General features: G+C 70.8%; 18 protein-coding genes and 1 pseudogene. 7 read left to right on the top strand and 12 right to left on the bottom strand.

Annotated elements, in window-relative coordinates:
• Positions 1-87: 87 nt before the first annotated feature.
• The 3 genes and pseudogenes from ABZ910_RS12020 to ABZ910_RS12010 form a co-directional block, all read right to left on the bottom strand.
• The gene (locus tag ABZ910_RS12020) at positions 88-1,167 is read right to left on the bottom strand and encodes a S1 family peptidase (protein WP_361362345.1); all 1,080 of its coding nucleotides are present in this window, start codon (positions 1,165-1,167) and stop codon (positions 88-90) included.
• Positions 1,168-1,402: 235 nt separating this feature from the next.
• A pseudogene (locus ABZ910_RS12015) lies at positions 1,403-1,683 on the bottom strand (hypothetical protein); the annotation flags it as partial.
• Positions 1,659-2,561: a S1 family peptidase gene (locus ABZ910_RS12010; RefSeq protein ID WP_361362342.1), complete on the bottom strand. Its 903-nt coding sequence runs from the start codon at positions 2,559-2,561 to the stop codon at positions 1,659-1,661. The gene ABZ910_RS12010 and the pseudogene ABZ910_RS12015, both read right to left, overlap by 25 nt.
• Positions 2,562-3,074: 513 nt before the next feature.
• Between ABZ910_RS12010 and ABZ910_RS12005 the strand changes: the two genes are divergently transcribed.
• On the top strand, positions 3,075-3,512 hold the full coding sequence (locus ABZ910_RS12005; RefSeq protein WP_361362339.1) for a cell division protein SepF: 438 nt from the start codon (positions 3,075-3,077) through the stop codon (positions 3,510-3,512).
• Between the two features lie 39 nt (positions 3,513-3,551).
• Here ABZ910_RS12005 and ABZ910_RS12000 read toward each other — a convergent pair whose 3' ends face one another.
• On the bottom strand, positions 3,552-4,757 hold the full coding sequence (locus tag ABZ910_RS12000; RefSeq protein ID WP_361362336.1) for an acyl-CoA dehydrogenase family protein: 1,206 nt from the start codon (positions 4,755-4,757) through the stop codon (positions 3,552-3,554).
• A 114-nt stretch (positions 4,758-4,871) separates the two neighbouring features.
• Positions 4,872-6,482, bottom strand: a complete 1,611-nt coding sequence (locus ABZ910_RS11995; RefSeq protein WP_361362334.1) for an MFS transporter — start codon at positions 6,480-6,482, stop codon at positions 4,872-4,874.
• A 260-nt stretch (positions 6,483-6,742) separates the two neighbouring features.
• Here ABZ910_RS11995 and ABZ910_RS11990 point away from each other — a divergent pair, with 260 nt between their 5' ends.
• Positions 6,743-8,029 carry a mannosyltransferase family protein gene (locus ABZ910_RS11990; protein ID WP_361362331.1) on the top strand — a complete coding sequence of 429 codons (1,287 nt, stop codon included), beginning with the start codon at positions 6,743-6,745 and terminating at the stop codon, positions 8,027-8,029.
• Positions 8,030-8,267: 238 nt separating this feature from the next.
• Positions 8,268-9,311: a phosphatase PAP2 family protein gene (locus tag ABZ910_RS11985; protein ID WP_361362328.1), complete on the top strand. Its 1,044-nt coding sequence runs from the start codon at positions 8,268-8,270 to the stop codon at positions 9,309-9,311.
• Between the two features lie 146 nt (positions 9,312-9,457).
• On the opposite strand, the gene ABZ910_RS11980 is transcribed toward ABZ910_RS11985, so the two are convergent.
• A complete protein-coding gene (locus ABZ910_RS11980) occupies positions 9,458-9,673 on the bottom strand; it encodes an I78 family peptidase inhibitor (RefSeq protein ID WP_361362325.1) in 216 nt (71 codons plus the stop codon).
• A gap of 463 nt (positions 9,674-10,136) precedes the next feature.
• Between ABZ910_RS11980 and ctaD the strand changes: the two genes are divergently transcribed.
• A complete protein-coding gene (gene ctaD / locus ABZ910_RS11975; RefSeq protein ID WP_361362323.1) occupies positions 10,137-11,831 on the top strand; it encodes a cytochrome c oxidase subunit I in 1,695 nt (564 codons plus the stop codon).
• A gap of 102 nt (positions 11,832-11,933) precedes the next feature.
• Here the strand turns inward: ctaD and ABZ910_RS11970 are convergent, their stop codons facing one another.
• A complete protein-coding gene (locus tag ABZ910_RS11970) occupies positions 11,934-12,650 on the bottom strand; it encodes a transglycosylase family protein (protein ID WP_361362320.1) in 717 nt (238 codons plus the stop codon).
• 538 nt (positions 12,651-13,188) lie between these two features.
• On the opposite strand from ABZ910_RS11970, the gene ABZ910_RS11965 reads away from it, so the two are divergent.
• Both ABZ910_RS11965 and ABZ910_RS11960 read left to right on the top strand, forming a co-directional pair.
• Complete coding sequence (locus tag ABZ910_RS11965) at positions 13,189-13,974, top strand: hypothetical protein (protein ID WP_361362317.1); 786 nt, start codon at positions 13,189-13,191, stop codon at positions 13,972-13,974.
• A gap of 73 nt (positions 13,975-14,047) precedes the next feature.
• Positions 14,048-14,458 carry a hypothetical protein gene (locus ABZ910_RS11960; protein ID WP_361362313.1) on the top strand — a complete coding sequence of 137 codons (411 nt, stop codon included), beginning with the start codon at positions 14,048-14,050 and terminating at the stop codon, positions 14,456-14,458.
• A 76-nt stretch (positions 14,459-14,534) separates the two neighbouring features.
• Here ABZ910_RS11960 and der read toward each other — a convergent pair whose 3' ends face one another.
• From der to aroH, 5 genes are all read right to left on the bottom strand, one after another.
• A complete protein-coding gene (gene der, locus ABZ910_RS11955; RefSeq protein ID WP_361362310.1) occupies positions 14,535-16,016 on the bottom strand; it encodes a ribosome biogenesis GTPase Der in 1,482 nt (493 codons plus the stop codon).
• 76 nt (positions 16,017-16,092) lie between these two features.
• Positions 16,093-16,740: a lysophospholipid acyltransferase family protein gene (locus ABZ910_RS11950; RefSeq protein ID WP_361362849.1), complete on the bottom strand. Its 648-nt coding sequence runs from the start codon at positions 16,738-16,740 to the stop codon at positions 16,093-16,095.
• 2 nt (positions 16,741-16,742) lie between these two features.
• Entirely contained in the window at positions 16,743-17,438 is a 696-nt protein-coding gene (gene cmk / locus ABZ910_RS11945) for a (d)CMP kinase (protein WP_361362307.1), read from the bottom strand.
• 156 nt (positions 17,439-17,594) lie between these two features.
• Positions 17,595-18,680, bottom strand: coding sequence for a prephenate dehydrogenase (locus ABZ910_RS11940; RefSeq protein WP_361362304.1), 1,086 nt, complete (start codon positions 18,678-18,680; stop codon positions 17,595-17,597).
• Positions 18,677-19,039 (bottom strand): chorismate mutase, encoded by a 363-nt coding sequence (gene aroH, locus ABZ910_RS11935; RefSeq protein ID WP_361362301.1) that lies wholly within the window; start codon positions 19,037-19,039, stop codon positions 18,677-18,679. Before aroH ends, ABZ910_RS11940 begins: the two co-directional genes overlap by 4 nt.
• A 248-nt stretch (positions 19,040-19,287) precedes the next feature.
• On the opposite strand from aroH, the gene ABZ910_RS11930 reads away from it, so the two are divergent.
• On the top strand, positions 19,288-19,731 hold the full coding sequence (locus ABZ910_RS11930) for a Rieske (2Fe-2S) protein (RefSeq protein ID WP_361362299.1): 444 nt from the start codon (positions 19,288-19,290) through the stop codon (positions 19,729-19,731).
• Positions 19,732-19,851: the final 120 nt, after the last annotated feature.

Genomic DNA, 19,851 nt, shown 5'->3' with positions numbered 1-19,851 from the left:
ACGGAGCCGCCGCAGGCATAAAAAAGCCCCGCCCCGCGCGCGCGGGGCGGGACTGAAGTCGATCAGGCCGAACCAGGTCAGATCAGGTCACCCGATCGAGGCCCCGGTAGCCGACAGCGCCTCCGTCACAGGCTGGAAGAAGGTCTCCCCACCGGAGGAGCAGTCACCGCTGCCACCCGAGGTCAGGCCGACCGCCTTGTCACCCGAGAACAGCGAGCCACCGCTGTCACCGGGCTCGGCGCACACATCGGTCTGGATGAGCCCGCTGACCGTACCCTCCGAGTAGTTCACGGTGGCGTTCAGACCGGTGACCGTGCCGGAGTGCACATGCGTGGTCGACCCGCTGCGGGTGACCTTCATGCCGACGGTGGCGTCGGCCGCACCCGTGATCGCCTGTGCGGACCCGTTGTAGAGGTCGACCTCGCTCGGGTGATCCACACTCGCCGTGTACTTGACCAGCCCGAAGTCATTGTCCGGGAAGCTGGACTGCTCGTTCTTCCCGATCACGCTGCCGGACGAGTCCGACCAACTGGAGATGGCCTGGGTGCAGTGCCCGGCCGTCAGGAAGTACGGCTGCCCGCCCTTGACCACGTTGAAGCCGAGCGAGCAGCGCCCACCCGAGCCGGTGATCGCGTCACCGCCCGCGACGAAGGGCTCGAACTCCCCCTTCGACCGCTGGAGTTCGGCCGTGCCGCCCAGCCCGTCGACCACCTTGCCGAGCTTGGCCCACTCGGCCTTCGAGACCGTGCGATCGGCGGTGACGAGCACCTTGTTGGTGACCGGGTCGGTCGCCCACGAGGTGCCGGGTATGGTCGCGTCCTCCTTCAGCGTCGTACGGGCGCCGTCCAGCGCGGCAAGGGAGTTGGCCACGACTCTGGCCTTGGCCCCGGCCGCCTCGACGGTGTCCGCCGCGTTCCTGTCGAGCACGTTGACGACGAGGTTCTTCGCCTGCGGGTCGTAGTACGAGCCCGCCGCGTCGCCGCCGAGGTCCTTCACGAGCGTGGAGGCGAGCTTTCCAGCCGCGGGAGCCGACAGGACGTCGGGCGCCGCGTTCCTCGATGGCTCACTGGCGTTCGCACTCTGGAAGGTGACGCCCGCGGCGACCAGTGCGGCAACGCCCGCACCGGCCACGGCAGCCCGCCGCCCGGATATGCGTCGATGCTTCAACTCACGTCCTCCTGTGGGGGGTCGACCCGACAGGCTGTGGGGGCCTGGCGGACCGGAAGGATGGTTGACGGGCGCCTACTATTCCGAGGTCCACAGGGAGCACACAAGGTCGACTTCAGGACGCGCGTACGCCGGCATCACCCGCCCCCTTCGCCGTCAACCGCCCGCCGCCCGGCCTCGAACGATTCGCACTGCAAACACTACGTACGAGTAACTCCGAGGCCGACAGCGACTTCTAGCCCTGTCCTGAACTCGCCCCTTCGCCCACCGACGGCAGTTGCTGCTGCGCCTTTTCCAGGAACCGCAGCAGCTCCACCGGAAACGGCAGCACGAGGGTCGAGTTCTTCTCGGCGGCGACCGCCACCACCGTCTGCAGCAGCCGCAGTTGCAGCGCCGCAGGCGTTTCCTCCATCTGCTCCGTCACCCGGCAAGCAGGAAGCCCCCGCACGCGGGTTGCGTGCGGGGGACCCGTAACTCATGTGCGAACGCCGTCAGTAGACGTGAACCCCGTAGGCGCTCAGCGCCTCGGTGACCGGCTGGAAGAAGGTCGTACCGCCGGAGGTGCAGTTGCCGCTGCCACCGGACGTCAGACCGTACGCCCGGGTGCCGCCGTACAGCGGACCGCCGGAGTCGCCGGGCTCGGCGCAGACGTTGGTCTGGATGAGACCGGAGACGATATCGCCGCCCCCGTAGTTGACGGTCGCGTTGAGCGCCTGGACGACGCCGCTGTGGATGCCCGTCGTGGAGCCGCGCCGGGTGACGGACGTACCCACGGACGGCGTGGACGCGCTGGTGATGTCCTGGCTGCCGACCGTGCCGGACTTGGTCACCGAGCTGTTGGTGTAGCGCACGATGCCGTAGTCGTTGCCCGGGAAGGAGGAGCCGGCGGTGGTGCCGAGCGTGGTCGTGTGCGACGAGCTCGACCACCAGGTGCCCGCGCCGTCGGTGCAGTGACCGGCGGTCAGGAAGTAGTAGGTGCCCGCGGAGTCCTGGACGTTGAAGCCGAGCGAGCAGCGCCAGCTACTCGCATAGATGGCGTCGCCGCCGGAGATCAGCTTGTTGAACTTGCCCGGTGTGTGCCGGATGGTGAGGGCGCCGGCGTCGGCACCCGCCTGCCGCTTCATCTTGGCGATCTCGGCCGGGGAGACCGTGCTGTCGACGGTGACGAGGACGCGGTGGGTCTTGCTGTCGACCGCCCAGGCCGTGCCGGGAATGTCGGCCGCGCGGACGGAGTCGCTCGCCTTGGCGAGCCGGCTGGCGCTGAACGTCTGGGCGTCACTCGCGTTCGCGGTGGGGACGGCGAACGCGGCTGCGGCCACGAGGCCGGTGGCCACGGCGATCAGCCGAGTCCGTCTCGCGAGACCGCTGCTGGGGATGGTGCGCTTGATCCTCACTTTTCGTTCCCTCCCGGGAAGTCGGGGGCCCCCGTGGGGTCGGGGCCCGTGAGGCGCAGTCAGAAACACGTGCGGCGTCCGGATTTCGAACACGTCGTGCCCCTGACAAGCGCTGAGGGGGAGTATTCGGCCGAACGGCCGGTCGGCGCAAGGGGGCCTTTCGGCCGCGCACCTGTGAGCGGGCAATGCCCGAACTGTGTGTGAGCTGTGCGCGATTGCACCCGAGCCGCGCCGAGGGATTCGCCACCGACACAGATGAACTGACAAACCATCAGACCCGGGTCACTCAGACGCACCATTCATCACCCGTACGCCGAGAAGAATCATATTTCACTCACAGTCAGCAGCCGTACGCGGTACGACCCTTGGGGCGCCCGGGCTCTCGACGTACCAGCCGCGCACCAGTACCGTCACAAACCCCCCGTGCGGCGTCTATTCACTTGGCGCGCCATCCACATCATGGAAGACCATAGATGTGGAAAGGATGAAAGACCGCTGTGAGAGGAGGCGTCCATGGGATCGGTACGCAAGGCGAGTGCCTGGCTTGGCCTCGTCGACGACAACGATGACGAGCGCTACTACGACGACGACTACTCCGAAGGGACCGACCCCGGGGATGCCTGGGTCACCGACCCGCGGGTCAAGGTGGCCTCGGACACGGCCGAGGAGAAGGGCCGCCGCATCGGCACGGTCACCCCGGACAGCTTCCGGGACGCGCGCGTCATCGGCGAGCTGTTCCGGGAGGGAGTCCCGGTCATCATGAACCTCACGGCCATGGAGGCCTCCGACGCCAAGCGCGTCGTCGACTTCGCGGCCGGGCTCATCTTCGGCCTGCGCGGCTCGATCGACCGGGTGTCCACCCGGGTGTTCCTGCTGTCCCCCGCCGACACCGAGATCGTCAACGGCGACGCGTCCGCCCATCGCTCGGACGGCTTCTTCAACCAGAGCTGAGGCAGGGCCGCTCACCGCGGCCCTGCCTCCCCGCAGGGTCTACCGGAAGGCGTCGAGTCCGGTGAGCGCCTTGCCCAGCACGAGCTGATGCATCTCGACGGTGCCCTCGTAGGTGAGCACCGATTCGAGGTTGGTCGCGTGCCGCATCACGGGATATTCCAGGGAAATCCCGTTGGCCCCCAGAATGGTCCGCGCCGTACGGCAGATCTCGATGGCCTCCCGTACGTTGTTGAGCTTGCCGAAGCTGACCTGCTCGGGACGCAGGCGGCCGGCGTCCATGCGCCGCCCCAGGTGATGGGCGAGCAGAATTCCCTTGTGCAGTTCGACCGCCATGTCGGCGAGTTTGGCCTGGGTGAGCTGGAATCCCCCGATGGGCCGCCCGAACTGCTCCCGCGTCTTCGCGTATTCCACCGCGGCCTCGAAGCAGCTGCGGGCCGCGCCCATGGCTCCCCACACGATGCCGTACCGAGCGTGTGACAGACAGCTCAGCGGACCACGCAGCCCCACGACCTCGGGCAGGACTGCATCGGCGGGCAGTCGTACGTCATCGAGAATCAGCTCACTCGTCACGCTGGCCCGCAGGGACCACTTGTGCTTGATCTCGGGCGCGGAGAAACCGGGCGCATCCGTGGGCACGACAAACCCCCGGATCCCGTCCTCCGTCTGCGCCCACACGACGGCGACGCCCGCGACCGACCCGTTGGTGATCCACATCTTCCGCCCGTTCAGCACCCAGTCGCCGCCGTCCCGCTTGGCGTAGGTGCGCATGGCGGCCGGGTCGGAGCCGTGGTCGGGCTCGGTGAGCCCGAAGCAGCCGATGACCTCGCCGGCGGCCATGCGCGGCAGCCACGCCTGCTTCTGCTCCTCGCTGCCGAAGCGATGGATGGCGTACATGGCGAGGGAGCCCTGCACGGAGACGAGGGACCGGATGCCGGAGTCGGCGGCCTCGAGTTCGAGGCAGGCGAGCCCGTACTGCACGGCGGAGGCCCCGGCACAGCCGTACCCGGTGAGCGACATGCCGAGGGCCCCGATGCCGCCGAGTTCGCGGGCGAGCTCCCGGATACCGGGCAGCTCGCCGCTCTCGTACCACTCGGCGACGTACGGCAGGACGCGGTCCGCCGCCCAGGCGCGCACGGTGCCGCGGATGGCCAGGTCCTCGGGATCGAGCAGGTCGTCGATGCCGAGCGGGTCGCCGGGATCGAACGGGGGCACCTTCGAGGACTTCGCGGACGCGGACGCAGACATTCGGACACCCTCCGGCACGCTTGCACGCTGAAAACTAGCAGCGCTAGTTACGTCATCGCCGCTGACGTTACGGCGCAGTGTGCCGCACGTCCAGACCCACCCCGGCGAGCCGGGCTACGCCGAGACGCGGGACTCCGTGACCTCGACCTCCCGGGGCGCGGGCAGCTCCACCACCGCGGGCTCCTCGCACTGCATCACGCGCGGCAGGCGCAGCGCCATCACGGCCCCGAGCAGCAGCAGGCCCGCGCTCACGAACAGCGTCACGTGCAGGCCGTGCACGAAGGAGTCCCGGGCCACCTGGCGCAGCGCGGCGCCGGCCGGGCCGCCGAGCCATCCGGCGACCTCGTAGGCCTCCCCGAGCGAATGCCCCGCCGACGCGGAGGCCGACGCGGGCACCCCGGGGACGGAGTGGAGCCGGGGGGCGTAGGCCGCGTTCATCACGCTGCCGAGCAGGGCGATGCCGATGCCGGCGCCCAGCTGGTACGACGTCTCGCCGATCGCCGCCGCCCCGCCCGCGCGCTCGGTCGACGCCTCGCTCAGCATCGACTCGTACGCTCCGAAGAGCGTGGTCTCGAGACCGAAGCCGAGCAGCACGAAGCCGGAGAGCATCAGGAGCGTGTTGTCGGCGTCACCCATCGCCGTCAGCGTCAGCACGGCCACGGCGGTCAGACAGAAGCCGAAGCAGACCATGCGCCGCGGCCCGAGGCTGCGCAGCATCCGCGCGCCCGTCAGGCCCGAGGCCATCGCCGCGAGGGTCAGGGGCAGCAGCCGCAGGCCCGTCGCCAGCGGCGACAGCCCGAGCACCAGCTGCAGATACTGCGCAGCGATCAGTTCGAGGCCCACGAGCGCGAGCATCGCCAGCACGATGCAGCCCACCGACGTGGTGAAGGCGGGACGCGCGAACATCCCGAGGTCGATGAGGGGGAACCGACGGCGCCGCTGACGGCGTACGAACAGCCAGAGCAGCACCGCGCCCGCCACCAGCGGCAGCAGCGTGAGCACGCTCAGCACCGGCTCGCCGCCGCCGAACCGCTTGACGCCGAACACGACACCGAACAGTCCGGCCGCCGCCATCAGCGCACCGACCACGTCCCAGGGACCGTCGCGCTCGCCCGTCGACTCGGGCAGCAGAAGACGGCCGACCGGCAGGCTCACCAGCATCAGCGGGATGTTGACCAGGAAGACGGAGCCCCACCAGAAGTGCTCCAGCAGGAGGCCGCCGAGCAGCGGACCGACCGCGGCTCCCACCGCGGCCACCGCGCTCCAGACGCCGATGGCCAGCGCGCGCTCCCGCCGGTCGGGAAAGACCTGGCGCAGGATCGACAGCGTGGCGGGCATGATCATCGCGCCGCCGACGCCGAGCATCGCGCGCGCGAGGACCAGCATCTCGCCACTGGTGGAGAGGGCCGCCACCGCGGACGCGACGCCGAACAGGGCGTAACCGAGCAGCAGAATGCGTCTGCGGCCCACCCGGTCGCCGAGCGTGCCGAACAGGATCAGCAGCGACGCGCAGACCAGTGGATAGATGTCGACGATCCAGAGCAGTTCTATCGCGCTGGGCTTGAGGTCCTCGCTGACGGCGGGTACCGCCACGTGCAGCACGGTGGCGTCGACGGCGACGAGCAGCAGGCTGACGCAGAGGACGACGAGGACGACCCAGCGGTTGGCACCGGCTCCGGCCGGCCGACGGCGCAGCCGAATGGCGGCCGCGGTCGTCCCGGACATGTACGTACCTCCCAGACTTTCCCTCGCGTGCGGCGAACCGGCGGGGTGGGAATTTCCCCGTCGTAGCCGGAGCAGCGGGGCGGCTCCGGCCCGCGCCGTACCAGCGCGAGTGACACGTCAGCGTACGCGAGTTCGCTCCCCGGGCACGTGGTGGACCTCTCAGACTCCTCAGGGAACCCATGTGGTGTACACCACTTCCCCTCCCCTTGACCACGTTCCGGCGGGCGGTCAGGCTTCGCGCCCGGTCGATAATCGAGCCCGTGACCGATCTCGTGACGCGCGTGCCACCGACCCGCGCCCTCCCCCTGCCGCGCCGTGCGGCCCCGGCCCTGCTCGGGTACGCGGCCGTGCGCGCCCTGGGTCTGGTGGTGCTGGCGGTGTGGAGCGCGGCGCGCGGCAAGAACGCGTACACGCTGCTCACCGCCCGCTGGGACGCGCTCTGGTACACACGGGTCGCCGACCTGGGCTACGGCTACGAGGTGCGGCTGCCGAACGGCGACGTCCACTCCAACCTGGCCTTCTTCCCGTTGCTGCCCTGGCTGGAGCGGCTGCTGCACGCGCTGACGCCGCTGTCGTACGCCGACGCCGGTTTCGCGGTCAGCCTGCTCGCCTCGCTCGCCGCGGCCGGAGGGATCTTCGCGGTCGCGGAGCACGTGTACGGCGGCCGGGTGGGGATGTGCGCCGTCCTGCTGTGGGCCGTGCTGCCCGTGGGGATCGTGCAGTCGATGGCGTACAGCGAGTCACTGTTCACGGCGCTGGCCGCCTGGTCGCTGTACGCGGTGCTGACCGGCCGGTGGCTGACCGCGGGAACACTGGCCGCGCTGGCGGGGCTGACCCGGCCGGTGGGCCTCGCCGTGGCCGCGGCGGTGTGGGTGGCGGGCACTGCCCCGTTCGTGCGAGATCGGCGCGTGGCCGCTTCACCGGGCGCGCGCAGCGACGGACGCGCCCCCGATCCGGCCGACGAGGCCCACGACGGGCGCGTGCCGGCACCGACCGGCGCGTGGAGCTCCACACGCGCCCCCTCCCTCTCCCCCGCCCCGGCCGCCCCGCCCTGGCGCCGGGCCCTCGGGATGCTCATCGCTCCCCTCGGCACCGCCGCCTATGTCCTGTGGGTCGGCCGGCGCACCGGCAAGGGCCCGCTCGGCTATCTGGACGTGCAGGCGGGCTGGCGCAACGGCTTCGACGGCGGGTACGCCTTCGCCCGCTTCATCGCCGACAAGTTCACGTCAATTCCGTCGGCCCTCACCGGAGTGGCACTGATCATCGGGGTCGTCCTGGTGATCCGCCTGTACGTGACGGGCATACGGCAGCGTCAGACGCTTCCGCTGCTGGTGTACACGGGAGTCGTCACCGCGCTCGCCCTGTGCGCGTCGAGTTACTTCGGGTCGAAACCGCGTCTGCTGCTGCCGGCCTTCCCTCTGCTGCTGCCGCTCGCGCTGGCCCTCGCACGCCTGCGCACGTCCAGATCCGTGCTGGTCACGGTCGGTGTCGCGGTGGCTTCGGCGGTCTACGGCGCGTTCTGGCTGAACGGCTCCGGTCCACCGTGATCGCCGCCGGGCGATCGATGAGCGCCCGGGTAATTCAGCCCCATCATTCGGTGAACGAATTCATAAGTGGCATAAAATCGCCAACCGGAATGATCAAAGGAATTGGCGCGGACGCCCGCCGGGGATTGCCGATTTCCCGGTAATGCCGACCCTTCTGAGAGGTTTCCCACATCACATCGTCATCACAAAGCCCCTGATTCGACCAGAGCGCGAGCTCACTCGCTGTAACGTCCATTGGGTGCGTACCGAACGAAACCTCACCCGTCTGGACCGGGTGTTCGCCAGGCTGGACCGTGAGCCGGAACGACCGGCCCACATCGATGTGCCGAAGATGAGCCGCCACCGGGTCGTGCTGTTCTCCGCGACCCTGGCTTTCTACGTCGCCATCGTGTGGGCCGTGGTCACCACTTCGTGGCTGGTCCGGCTCGACTGGCAGGTCATGTTCTTCCGGCCGTACCAGCAGTGGCCGCAGATCCACGCTTTCCTCGACTACTACGTGGTGCTCGGCCAGCGCGGCCCCACCGCCGTGATGGTCGCGGCGTGGCTGGGCTGGCGCTCCTGGCGGCAGCACACCCTCCGCCCGCTGCTGACCCTCGGCGCCTCGCTTCTGCTGCTGAACATCACGGTCGGCGCCGCCAAGCTCGGCATGGGGCGGCTCGGACCGCACTACGCCACCACGATCGGCGCCAACGAGATGGTCCTGGGCGGCGATATATTCCCCAGCGGCCACACCGCCAACGCGGTGGTGACCTGGGGCATCCTGGCCTATCTGGCCTCCACGCCGCGCGCCCGCCGCTGGCTGTCCGCGCTGTCGGCGGTGACGTCGCTCGGCGTCGGTCTCACCACCGTCTACCTCGGTACGCACTGGCTGAGCGACGTGTTGCTGGGCTGGGCCGCGGGACTGCTGATCCTGCTGGCGCTGCCGTGGGTCGAGCCGGTGATCGCCAGGATCGAGACCGCGCTCTTCGACCTGCGCGATGGCTGGCGCGCCCGCCGCGGCCGCATGGTCCCCGCTCCCGCGCTCGAACCCGCTCGGCCCGGAGGAGTCCCCGCGGCCACGCCGACCGCCCCGGTCCCGGTGGTGCTCAAGCCGCGCTCCGCCCCCGCCGACCCGGCGCCCGAGCCGGTCGCCTCGGTCCGCTCGCCCCGGGCGCCGATCCACCTGGCGCCGGGCCCGCACACGACCCGCTCGGAGCGCAGCCCGGTCACCCCGGCCGGCAGCCGCCGCCCACCGCACGCGGACCGCGTCCCGCGCGGCCCCGCCCCGGCGGCCCGCCCCTGACGGGCGGCCGACGGCGACCACGTCGGCGGGGCCGGTACGCACCACCACCCCCGCACGGCGACGAAGGCCCCGGCTCCTGGATCCCTCGGGTTCCAGGAGCGGGGCCTTCGTCGTCCCTCGGCCGTCGGCCGCTCGGCCGTCGTCGCTCAGCCCTTCCAGGCGCGGGCCACCCGGCCGTCGCGCACCTCGAAGTTCAGCCGCCCCGTCCGGTACTCCATCGTGATGATCGCGCCCGGCGGCAGCGACCGCACCGTCGACCATCCGCGCTCCCGCGCGAGCCGCTCGGCGTCCGCCGCGTCGAGGCCGACGTACCCGGCCGGGCTGTCCTGGGGCTCCGCGGGCGGAGTCGGTATCGATGCCATGCGGCCACGCTAGGCCCCAGCCGACGGCCACGGAAGTGGGCGGTCACCGAGGGCACGCGTCCCCCTCCGGTCACACTTCTGTCACAGGACCTCGACAGTCGTTTCGGCGGAAATCCGTCACGCATACGAATGTATCCGCGCGCCTTACCGGCGCTTTCGAACGTAATTCCCGTGTACCGGACAGACCCCCGACAGGCCCTTCGAACAATCCGGCGGAAAGCGCCGGAAGGAACGATCGCGTACGGTTCCGGGCGCCCATTCCATTCCGAATCCACCCGGCATCGACCGGAACAGACGCCGGACAGGAATTTCATGGCTCCGGCACAGAACGTCCCGACGCCCCCTGTCGGAGCGGAGGCCGACGCGAGCATCATGGCGTGAGCTCGCGGGCCGGCGTGCCGCGGGCAGGCAGGCCGCGAGGGGCGGCGGAGCCGGGCGCGAGAAGCGGAGGGGCGAGCGAGCGATGGGGACCGAGACCGTGGACGCGGCACAGCGGCCCGCGCGGGGCCACCGGCAGGGCCGGCTGGTGGTGGACTGGCTCACCACCACCGACCACAAGAAGATCGGCCACCTCTATCTGATCACCTCGTTCGTCTTCTTCCTGGCCGGCGGGGTCATGGCGCTGCTGATGCGCGCCGAACTCGCGCGTCCCGGGCTGCAGCTCGTCGACAACCACCAGTTCAACCAGCTGTTCACCATGCACGGCACGATCATGCTGCTGCTGTTCGCGACGCCGAGCTTCGCGGGCTTCGCCAACGAGCTGATGCCGCTCCAGATCGGCGCCCCGGACGTCGCGTTCCCGCGGCTGAACATGCTGTCGTACTGGCTGTTCCTGTTCGGCGGCCTGATCGTGCTGGGCTCGCTGGCGGTGCCCGAGGGTCCCGCCGCCTTCGGCTGGTTCGCCTACGCGCCGCTCAACGACGGCGCCCACTCCCCCGGCGTGGGCCCCGACCTGTGGATCATGGGGCTGGCGCTGGCCGGCTTCGGGACCATCCTCGGCGCGGTCAACTTCATCACCACGATCATCGGGATGCGCGCCCCGGGCATGACGATGTTCCGGATGCCGATCTTCACGTGGAACACGCTGTTCACGTCGATCCTGATCCTGCTGGCGTTCCCGGTGCTCGCGGCCGCGCTGCTGGTGCTGGAGGCGGACCGGCGGTTCGGCTCGCACGTGTTCGACGCGGCCAACGGCGGAGGGCTGCTGTGGCAGCACCTGTTCTGGTTCTTCGGGCATCCCGAGGTGTACATCATCGCGCTGCCGTTCTTCGGGATCATCACGGAGATCCTGCCGGTCTTCAGCCGGAAACCGGTCTTCGGCTATCTGACGCTGGTCGCCGCGACGATGGCGATCACCGGCCTGTCGGTCGTGGTGTGGGCCTACCACATGTTCGCCACGGGCGCGGTGCTGCTGCCGTACTTCTCCTTCATGTCGTTCCTGATCGCGGTGCCGACGGGCGTGAAGTTCTTCAACTGGACCGGGACCATGATCAAGGGGTCGCTGTCCTTCGAGACGCCGATGCTGTGGTCCTGCGGCTTCCTGGTGACGTTCCTGTTCGGTGGGCTGACCGGAGTGATCCTGGCGTCGCCGCCGATCGACTTCCACGTCACGGACACGTACTTCGTGGTCGCCCACTTCCACTACGTCGTCTTCGGTACGGTCGTCTTCGCGATCTTCGCCGGCTTCTACTTCTGGTGGCCGAAGTTCACGGGCAAGATGCTCGACGAGCGGCTCGGGAAGATCCAGTTCTGGACGCTCTTCGTCGGCTTCCACACCACGTTCCTGGTGCAGCACTGGCTGGGGGCCGAGGGCATGCCGCGCCGGTACGCCGACTATCTGGCCGCGGACGGCTTCACGGCGCTGAACACCGTCTCGACGATCGGCGCCTTCCTGCTCGGCCTGTCGACGCTGCCGTTCCTCTACAACGTCTGGAAGACCGCCAAGTACGGCGAGAAGGTCGAGACCGACGACCCCTGGGGCTTCGGCCGCTCGCTGGAGTGGGCGACCTCGTGTCCGCCGCCCCGGCACAACTTCATCACGCTGCCCCGGATCCGCTCCGAGTCCCCGGCGTTCGACCTGCACCATCCCGAGTACGCGGCGCTGGAGGCGGCCCGGCCCGCGCCGGAGCCCGAGCCGGCCGGTCCCGAGCCGGCCTGATCACCGGATGCGACATCGCCGGATACGGCATCGCCGGTCACGGCAAGGACGAGCCCCGCCGGGCCGGGCGGCCGGGCGGGGCTCGTGCGGGACTCGTGCGGATCAGAGCGCGAGGCGCTGGCCGGGCACGATCAGGTCGGGATCACCGCCGATGACGGACTTGTTGACGGCGTAGACCCGCTGCCAGGTGGTCCCGTGCCGGGTGGCGATGCCGCTCAGCGTGTCGCCCTCACGGACGGTGTAGTCGCCTCGGGAGGCGCCCCGGTCGGCGTGGGCCGTCGTGCGCTGCGGCGCCTTCGCCGGATGCGACGGGGCCGCCTTGGACGGTGACTTGGCCGGTGTCGACGTCCTGTGCGTGGCCGCCGTACCGGAGGCGGCCCCGGGTGCGGCGCCGGATGCTCCGGCCCGCCCCGAGCAGACCGGCCATGCGCCCCAGCCCTGGGCGCGCTGGACCTGGGCGGCGACGGCGATCTGCTGGGACCTGGTGGCCCCGTCGGCCGTCGCGGCGTAGGCGGAGCCGCCGTACGCGCGCCAGGTTCCGGCGGAGAACTGCAGTCCGCCGTAGTAGCCGTTGCCGGTGTTGATGTGCCAGTTGCCGCCGCTCTCGCACTGGGCGATGCGGTCCCACACCCCGCTGTCCGCCGCCGCGGCGCTGCCGGTCGCGGCCAGCAGTCCGAGCGGGGCGAGCAGTGCAGCGCCGGCGAGGACCGCTGCCGTACGCGTCCTGCGGGCGCGGCCGTCACGGGACGCGTCGCGGGCGGTGTCGGCGCAGGCGGTGTCGCTGGCGAAGTCGCGGGTGGTATCGGCACATTCGGACATGGAAATCCCTCTCCACTGACTCGGGGTCCCCCAGGCCGGGGCGCGACGTCCCGCGCATGGTCGCGGTCGTCGCGCTCCGTCCCGTCCGCCTGAGCCGGTGCTGCGATCGTGCTTGCCTGGTGCGGCGGGCGGACGTTCCCGAGCGGTGCTCGTTGCACACGGCGGAGGAATCTAAAGAGCGGAGGGGGCTGATATCAACCAACGCCCTGTCATTCCAGGCCAGTTGGGTGTTACCGCGGGTATCAACGCGTTTCGGTCACCCGTTTGATTCGCTGATTTCACGATTTGTCGACCAGGCGCTCAGTCGATCTGTGACTCACTTCACCGGGTCAAATGCCATTACTTTCCGAGGAGTTGACATGGTGTAACCGATTCCGCGCCGCAGATGACCCTGGGCGACGGACAGTTCGATTCCGATCTGTTCGATGCGTGACTCCCGCCACAGCTCGCCCGTTGTCTCCTTCATGAGCCCGGAACCCCGGGGCTCATGGGCCGGGAGCCACCCGGTCGCACCGCACCGCATCCCGAGGGAGCCACCGTGCCGCGCATGCTCGACGTCAGCGACGCCGTACGCGCCGAGATCGGCGACGAAGAAGCCGACCGGCTGCTCGCCGGAGAGAACGCCCCGGGCAGTTACGACTGCACGTCGTGCCGTACCCCGGGCGACTCCGAGCAGGAGCGCACCAGCACCGTCCTGTTCATCGGGGACGAGACCGCCGTCCTCGCCTTCGCCCACGCCGGCTGCCTGCCCTCGCAGGTCGTTCAGGTCACCGAGGAGCAACTGCAGGGCGCGGTCCGCTCCATCAACGGCGACGCCGCCGGCGGCGGGGCGCCGCAGACGGCCGTGCCCCAGCAGGCCGTGCTCGGGGTGACCAGCGGACTCGTCCTGATCGCCGGGGAGTTGCACCCGGCGCTCGTCGTGGAGCCGACCGCGCCGATCGTGCGCCCCGGCACGATGGGGAGCGGCGACGACTTCCTGCCGCTGCTCATCGAGCAGGGGTTCATGCCGGTGACCGCACTGGCCGCGGCGCCTCCGGTGCTGCACGGCTGGTCGGTCCTGCTGGCCGTCGGTCAGCTCCACGCGGTGCTCCAGCCCGGGGCGGACGGCGGTCAGCCGGTGGCCTGGTGGCAGGCGCACCAGCCGCTGCAGGTCACCGACAGCTGGCGGGCGGCCGCCAACAAGCACCAGCAGGTGCTCATGTTCGCGGCGCCGGTCGGCTCCATCGGGCGGCAGCCGAGGGAGGACCTGCTGCGGGACGCGCTGGACCGGGCGGCCGCGGGCGGGATGCTGGTCGCGGCCACGCTGCCGCTCGCGGGCACCTGAGGGCGTGCACGGCATGCCGCAACGGGGTGCCCCGCAACCGCATCCCTTTGAGGGCGGGGTCGTTTGGACATACGTGCACGCATACGACGTTCCTCCCCGCCGGCTCCCCTTCTCCGCCGTGCCGTCCGCCCGGACGGCACAGGACTCCCGGAACACGCCCTCGGCCACGCCGATCTACGACATGCTCAAGGCGGAGTGGGTCAAGGCCTTCCGGACCCTGCCGGGCGACCGCAGCGGCGAGGAGGAGCTGGAGTTCACGGCCTTCGGGTACGCCCCGCACAGCACCGGCACGCACGCGGGGTCGTACGGCGCGGGGTTGTACGGCTCGAACTCGTACAGCGCGTACAGCGCGGGCGCGAACAGCGCGCGCTACGGCACCGGGCAGCTGCCGCAGTGGCACCGGGTCGGGACACTCGGGCGGCAGGACACCGGGATGCACCACGTCCTCCCGGCGCTGCCGCCCGCCCCGCGTCGGGGGGCGTGACGTACGGCGGACGAGGTGACGACGACGTGAAGGGGCGGCCCCTCGGCAGGGGCCGCCCCTTCACGTCGTACCGGCTCTACTTCTTCTTCGCGCCGCGCTTCTCGCGCACCCGCACCGAGATGTGGATCGGGGTGCCCTCGAAGCCGAACTCCTCGCGCAGGCGGCGCTCGATGAAGCGCCGGTAGCCCGCCTCGATGAAGCCGGAGGCGAAGAGGACGAACCGCGGGGGCTTGGTGCCGGCCTGCGTGCCGAACAGGATGCGCGGCTGCTTACCGCCCCGGACCGGGTGCGGGTGGGCGGCGATCAGCTCGCCGAGGAAGGCGTTCAGGCGGCCGGTGGGGACGCGGGTCTCCCAGCCGGCGAGGGCCGTCTCGATCGCCGGGACCAGCTTCTCCATGTGGCGGCCGGTGCGCGCCGAGACGTTGACGCGGGGCGCCCAGGCGACCTGGCCGAGCTCGGTCTCGATCTCCCGCTCCAGGTAGTAGCGGCGCTCCTCGTCGAGGGTGTCCCACTTGTTGTACGCGACCACCACCGCGCGGCCCGCCTCGACGGCCATGGTGATGATGCGCTGGTCCTGCACCGAGATGTTCTCGGTGGCGTCCAGCAGGATGACGGCGACCTCGGCCTTCTCGACGGCCGCGGCCGTGCGCAGGGAGGCGTAGTAGTCGGCGCCCTGCTGGAGGTGGACGCGCTTGCGGATACCGGCCGTGTCGACGAACTTCCAGGTCACTCCGCCGAGTTCGATGAGCTCGTCGACCGGGTCGCGGGTGGTGCCCGCCAGTTCGTTGACGACGACGCGCTCCTCGCCGGCCACCTTGTTCAGCAGCGAGGACTTGCCGACGTTCGGGCGGCCGATCAGCGCGATGCGGCGCGGGCCGCCGACGGCCGCGCCGAAGGTCTGCGCCGGGGCCTGAGGCAGCGCCTCCAGGACGGCGTCCAGCATGTCGCCGGTGCCGCGGCCGTGCAGGGCGGAGACGGGGTGCGGCTCGCCGAGACCGAGGGACCACAGGTAGGACGCGTCGGCCTCGCCGCTCGGGCCGTCGACCTTGTTGGCGGCCAGGACGACGGGCTTGCCGGCCTTGCGCAGCAGGCGTACGACCGCCTCGTCTGTGTCGGTCGCGCCGACCTTGGCGTCGACGACGAAGACGACCGCGTCGGCCGCCTCGATCGCGTACTCGGCCTGCGCGGCCACGGAGGCGTCGATGCCGAGGACGTCCTGCTCCCAGCCGCCGGTGTCGACGACCTTGAAGCGGCGGCCCGCCCACTCGGCCTCGTAGGTCACACGGTCGCGGGTGACGCCCGGCTTGTCCTCGACGACCGCTTCGCGGCGGCCGATGATCCGGTTGACCAGGGTCGACTTGCCGACGTTGGGGCGGCCGACGACGGCCAGCACGGGCAGCGGGCCATGACCCGCCGCCTCGATGGCGCCCTCGACGTCCTCGATGTCGAAGCCCTCTTCGGCGGCGAGCTCCATGAACTCCGCGTACTCGGCGTCGCCGAGCGCCCCGTGGTCGTACTCGTGCTCGGCCGAGCCGTCGGGCTGGTTCTGCTCGTTCATGAAGTCCGTACCTCGTCGTTCATCGTGGTGATCGGTGGAGCACCGCACATACGGTGATCCACTACTCAAGTGTCGCCTAACGCCCGGTGAGGCGCCTGGCGTCTTCCAGGTGGGCGGTGAGCTGCTTCTGTATGCGCTCGGTCGCCTCGTCCAGTGCCCTGCGCGTACGCCGCCCGCTTCCGTCGCCCGCCTCGAACGGGTCGCCGAAGACGACGTCGACGCGGGAGCGCAGCGGGGGCAGCGCCTTTATCAACCGCCCCTGCCGCTCGGAGCTTCCCAGCACCGCCACCGGCACGATCGGCGCGCCGCTGCGCACCGCGAAGTACGCGAGCCCGGCGCGCAGCGAGGCGAAGTCGCCCTCGCCCCGGGTGCCCTCGGGGAAGATACCGAGGACGCCGCCGTCCTCCAGGACGCCGAGCGCCCGGGTGACGGCGGTGCGGTCGGTGCCGTTGCGGTCCACCTTCAGCTGGCCGATGCCCTGCAGGAAGGGGTCGAGGGGCCCGACGAACGCCTCCTTCTTGATCAGGAAGTGCGTCGGCCGGGGCGCCACGCCCATGACCATCGGGCCGTCTATGTTGTGGGAGTGGTTGACGGCGAGGATCGCCGGGCCGCTCGCGGGCACCTTCCAGGCGCCGAGCACGCGCGGCCTCCACAGCCCGTACATCAGGCCGACGCCGATGCGCCGCCCGACCTCGGCGCCTCTTTCCGACGGAGCGGAAGGCATGGTCACTTACCGGCCCGCTTCTCCTCGACGAGGGTGACGACGCACTCGATGACCTGCGGCAGCGTGAGCTCGGAGGTGTCGACCTCGACCGCGTCGTCCGCCTTGGCGAGCGGCGAGGTCTTGCGGCTGGAGTCGGCCGCGTCCCGCTTGATCAGCGCCTCGCGGGTGGCGTGCACGTCGGTGCCCTTGAGCTCGCCGCTGCGGCGGGCCGCGCGGGCCTCCGGCGAGGCGGTGAGGAAGATCTTCAGGTCGGCGTCGGGCAGCACGGTCGTACCGATGTCACGGCCCTCGACGACGATGCCGGTCTCGGCGGAGGCGGCCAGCGTGCGCTGCAGCTCGGTGATCCGGGCGCGCACCTCGGCCACCGCGCTGACGGCGCTGACCTTGGAGGTGACCTCCTGGGTGCGGATCGGGCCGGCCACGTCGGTGCCGTCGACGGTGATCGTCGGGGCGGACGGGTCGGTGCCCGAGATGATCTCCGGCTTGCCGGCCACGGCGGCGATCGCGGTCGGGTCGTCCAGGTCGATCCCGTTGTTCACCATCCACCAGGTGATCGCCCGGTACTGGGCCCCGGTGTCCAGGTAGCTCAGGCCGAGCTGCGCGGCCACGGCCTTCGACGTGCTCGACTTGCCCGTGCCGGAGGGGCCGTCGATCGCGACAATCACGGGCAGGGCGGTCCGGGCGGCGCCGTTTTCCACGGAGGACACCTTCCTGGTGAAGGGTGGTGGGTGGGATGCGGGGCGCACGTGCGCCCCGCACAAGGTTACTGGCTCCCGCGAGCCCTCATCACGGCCGGAGCCCCTGACCTCTCCCCGACCTCTCCCGGCCGGAGTCCCTGACCTCTCCCCGACCCGTCACTGCCGCAGTGCCCAGCCCCGATCCCGCAGCGCGGCGCTCAGGACCGGGGCCGTCTTCGGCTCCACCATGAGCTGCACCAGGCCGGCCTGCTGACCGGTCGCGTGCTCGATGCGTACGTCCTCGATATTGACCCCGGCCACCCCGGCGTCGGCGAAGATGCGGGCCAACTGGCCCGGCTGGTCGTCGATGAGGACGGCGACCGTCTCGTACACACGCGGAGCGCTGCCGTGCTTGCCCGGGACGCGGATCTGCCCCGCGTTGCCCCGGCGCAGCACGTCCTCGATGCCTGCGCCGCCCTCGCGCCGCTTGGACTCGTCGGAGGACTGCAGCGCGCGCAGGGCGCGGACGGTCTCGTCGAGGTCGGTGGAGACGTCCGCGAGGAGGTCGGCGACCGGACCCGGGTTCGCGGACAGGATGTCGATCCACATCCGGGGGTCGGAGGCGGCGATCCGGGTCACGTCCCGGATGCCCTGCCCGCACAGCCGTACGGCCGCCTCCTCGGCGTTCTCCAGGCGCGCGGCGACCATGCTGGAGACGAGGTGGGGCATGTGCGAGACGAGGGCGACGGCGCGGTCGTGGGCGTCGGCGTCCATGACGACCGGCACGGCCCGGCAGTGCGAGACCAGCTCCAGGGCGAGGTTCAGCACCTCGGTGTCGGTGTCCCGGGTGGGCGTCAGCACCCAGGGGCGGCCCTCGAACAGGTCGGCGCTCGCGGCGAGCGGGCCGGACTTCTCGCGGCCCGACATGGGGTGCGTGCCGATGTACGACGAGAGGTCCAGGCCGAGCGCCTCCAGCTCGCGGCGCGGGCCGCCCTTGACGCTGGCCACGTCGATGTAGCCGCGGGCCACGCCCCGGCGCATGGCGTCCGCGAGGACACCGGCCACGTGGGCGGGCGGGGCGGCGACGATCGCGAGGTCGACGGGCCCCTCCGGGGCCTCGTCGGTGCCGGCGCCCAGCGCGGCCGCCGTGCGGGCCTGCTCGGGGTCGTGGTCGGCGAGGTGGACGATCACGCCCCGCTGCGACAGGGCGAGGGCGGCGGACGTGCCGATGAGCCCCGTACCGATGACGAGTGCGGTCCTCACTGGGCGATGTCCTTGCGCAGGACGGCCGCGGCACCGAGGTAGACATGGGCCATGTCGGCGCGGGACCGGTCCGACTCGACATGCGCGAGGACGCGGACGACGCGGGGCATGGCGCCCTCGATGTCCAGCTCCTGGGCGCAGATCAGCGGTACGTCGACGATGCCCAGCTTGCGCGCGGCGGCCGCCGGGAAGTCGCTGTGCAGGTCCGGCGTGGCCGTGAACCAGATGCTGATCAGGTCGTCCGTGATCAGCCCGTTCCGCTCCAGGACGGCGGTGAGCAGGGCCCCGACCTGCTCGTCCATATGGCCGGCCTCGTCCCGTTCCAGTTGGACGGCCCCCCGGACCGCTCGTACCGCCACTGCGTTGCTCCTTGCTGACGTGCGTGTCGACTGTTGTCGGCTTTGGTGCGTCCAGCGTAGTCAGAGCCCGCGGACCGGGCGCGCGACACCCACCCGCTGAGACGGCGGCCCGCCCGTCGGGGCCGGACGGCCGACCCGGTGACGCCAAGATCCCGGTTCCTTCGTCCCGCACGGCTTCGATGCCAAGATGCGCGTGAACACGGCTTTTCTTCCCTTACGTTTCCTTTCGTTACGTTCGGAGTGACGACATGACCAACAGCTCGACGCGTCGCACGGTTCTCGCGACGGGTGTCGCGACGCTCGCCGTCGGCTGCATGGGGTGCAGCAACAGCGGCAAGAGCTCCGGCTCCGCCGCGTCCCCGACTGCGGCCGCCTCCCCGACCAAGTCCCCGGGCGCACCGGCCGGGCGGGCGCTGACGAGCACGGCCGACATCCCGGTCGGCGGCGGCAAGATCTTCAAGGTGCAGAAGATCGTGGTCACGCAGCCGAAGAAGGGCGAGTTCAAGGCCTTCTCCGCGATCTGCACCCATGAGGGCTGCACGGTGGCCAGGGTCGCCGACGGCACGATCGACTGCCCCTGCCACGGCAGCAAGTTCCGCGTCGCCGACGGCTCAGTGGCCCACGGTCCGGCGATGAAGCCGCTGCCCGCGAAGCACATCACGGTGGAGGGCAACTCCATCCGCGTCGTGTGAGCGGACGCGTAGATCATGCCGCGTGGCCCGGGGGCGCCCCCGGGCGGGAGGACGGCCCCCGCTCGCCGCTGCGGCCTCGAACTCCCCACCACCCTCGCCTTCCGGGGAGTCGGGGCCTGG

Source organism: Streptomyces sp. NPDC046805 (genome assembly GCF_040645355.1).
Classification (GTDB): Bacteria; Actinomycetota; Actinomycetes; order Streptomycetales; family Streptomycetaceae; genus Streptomyces.
This window is presented reverse-complemented; position numbering and strand designations above follow the sequence as displayed.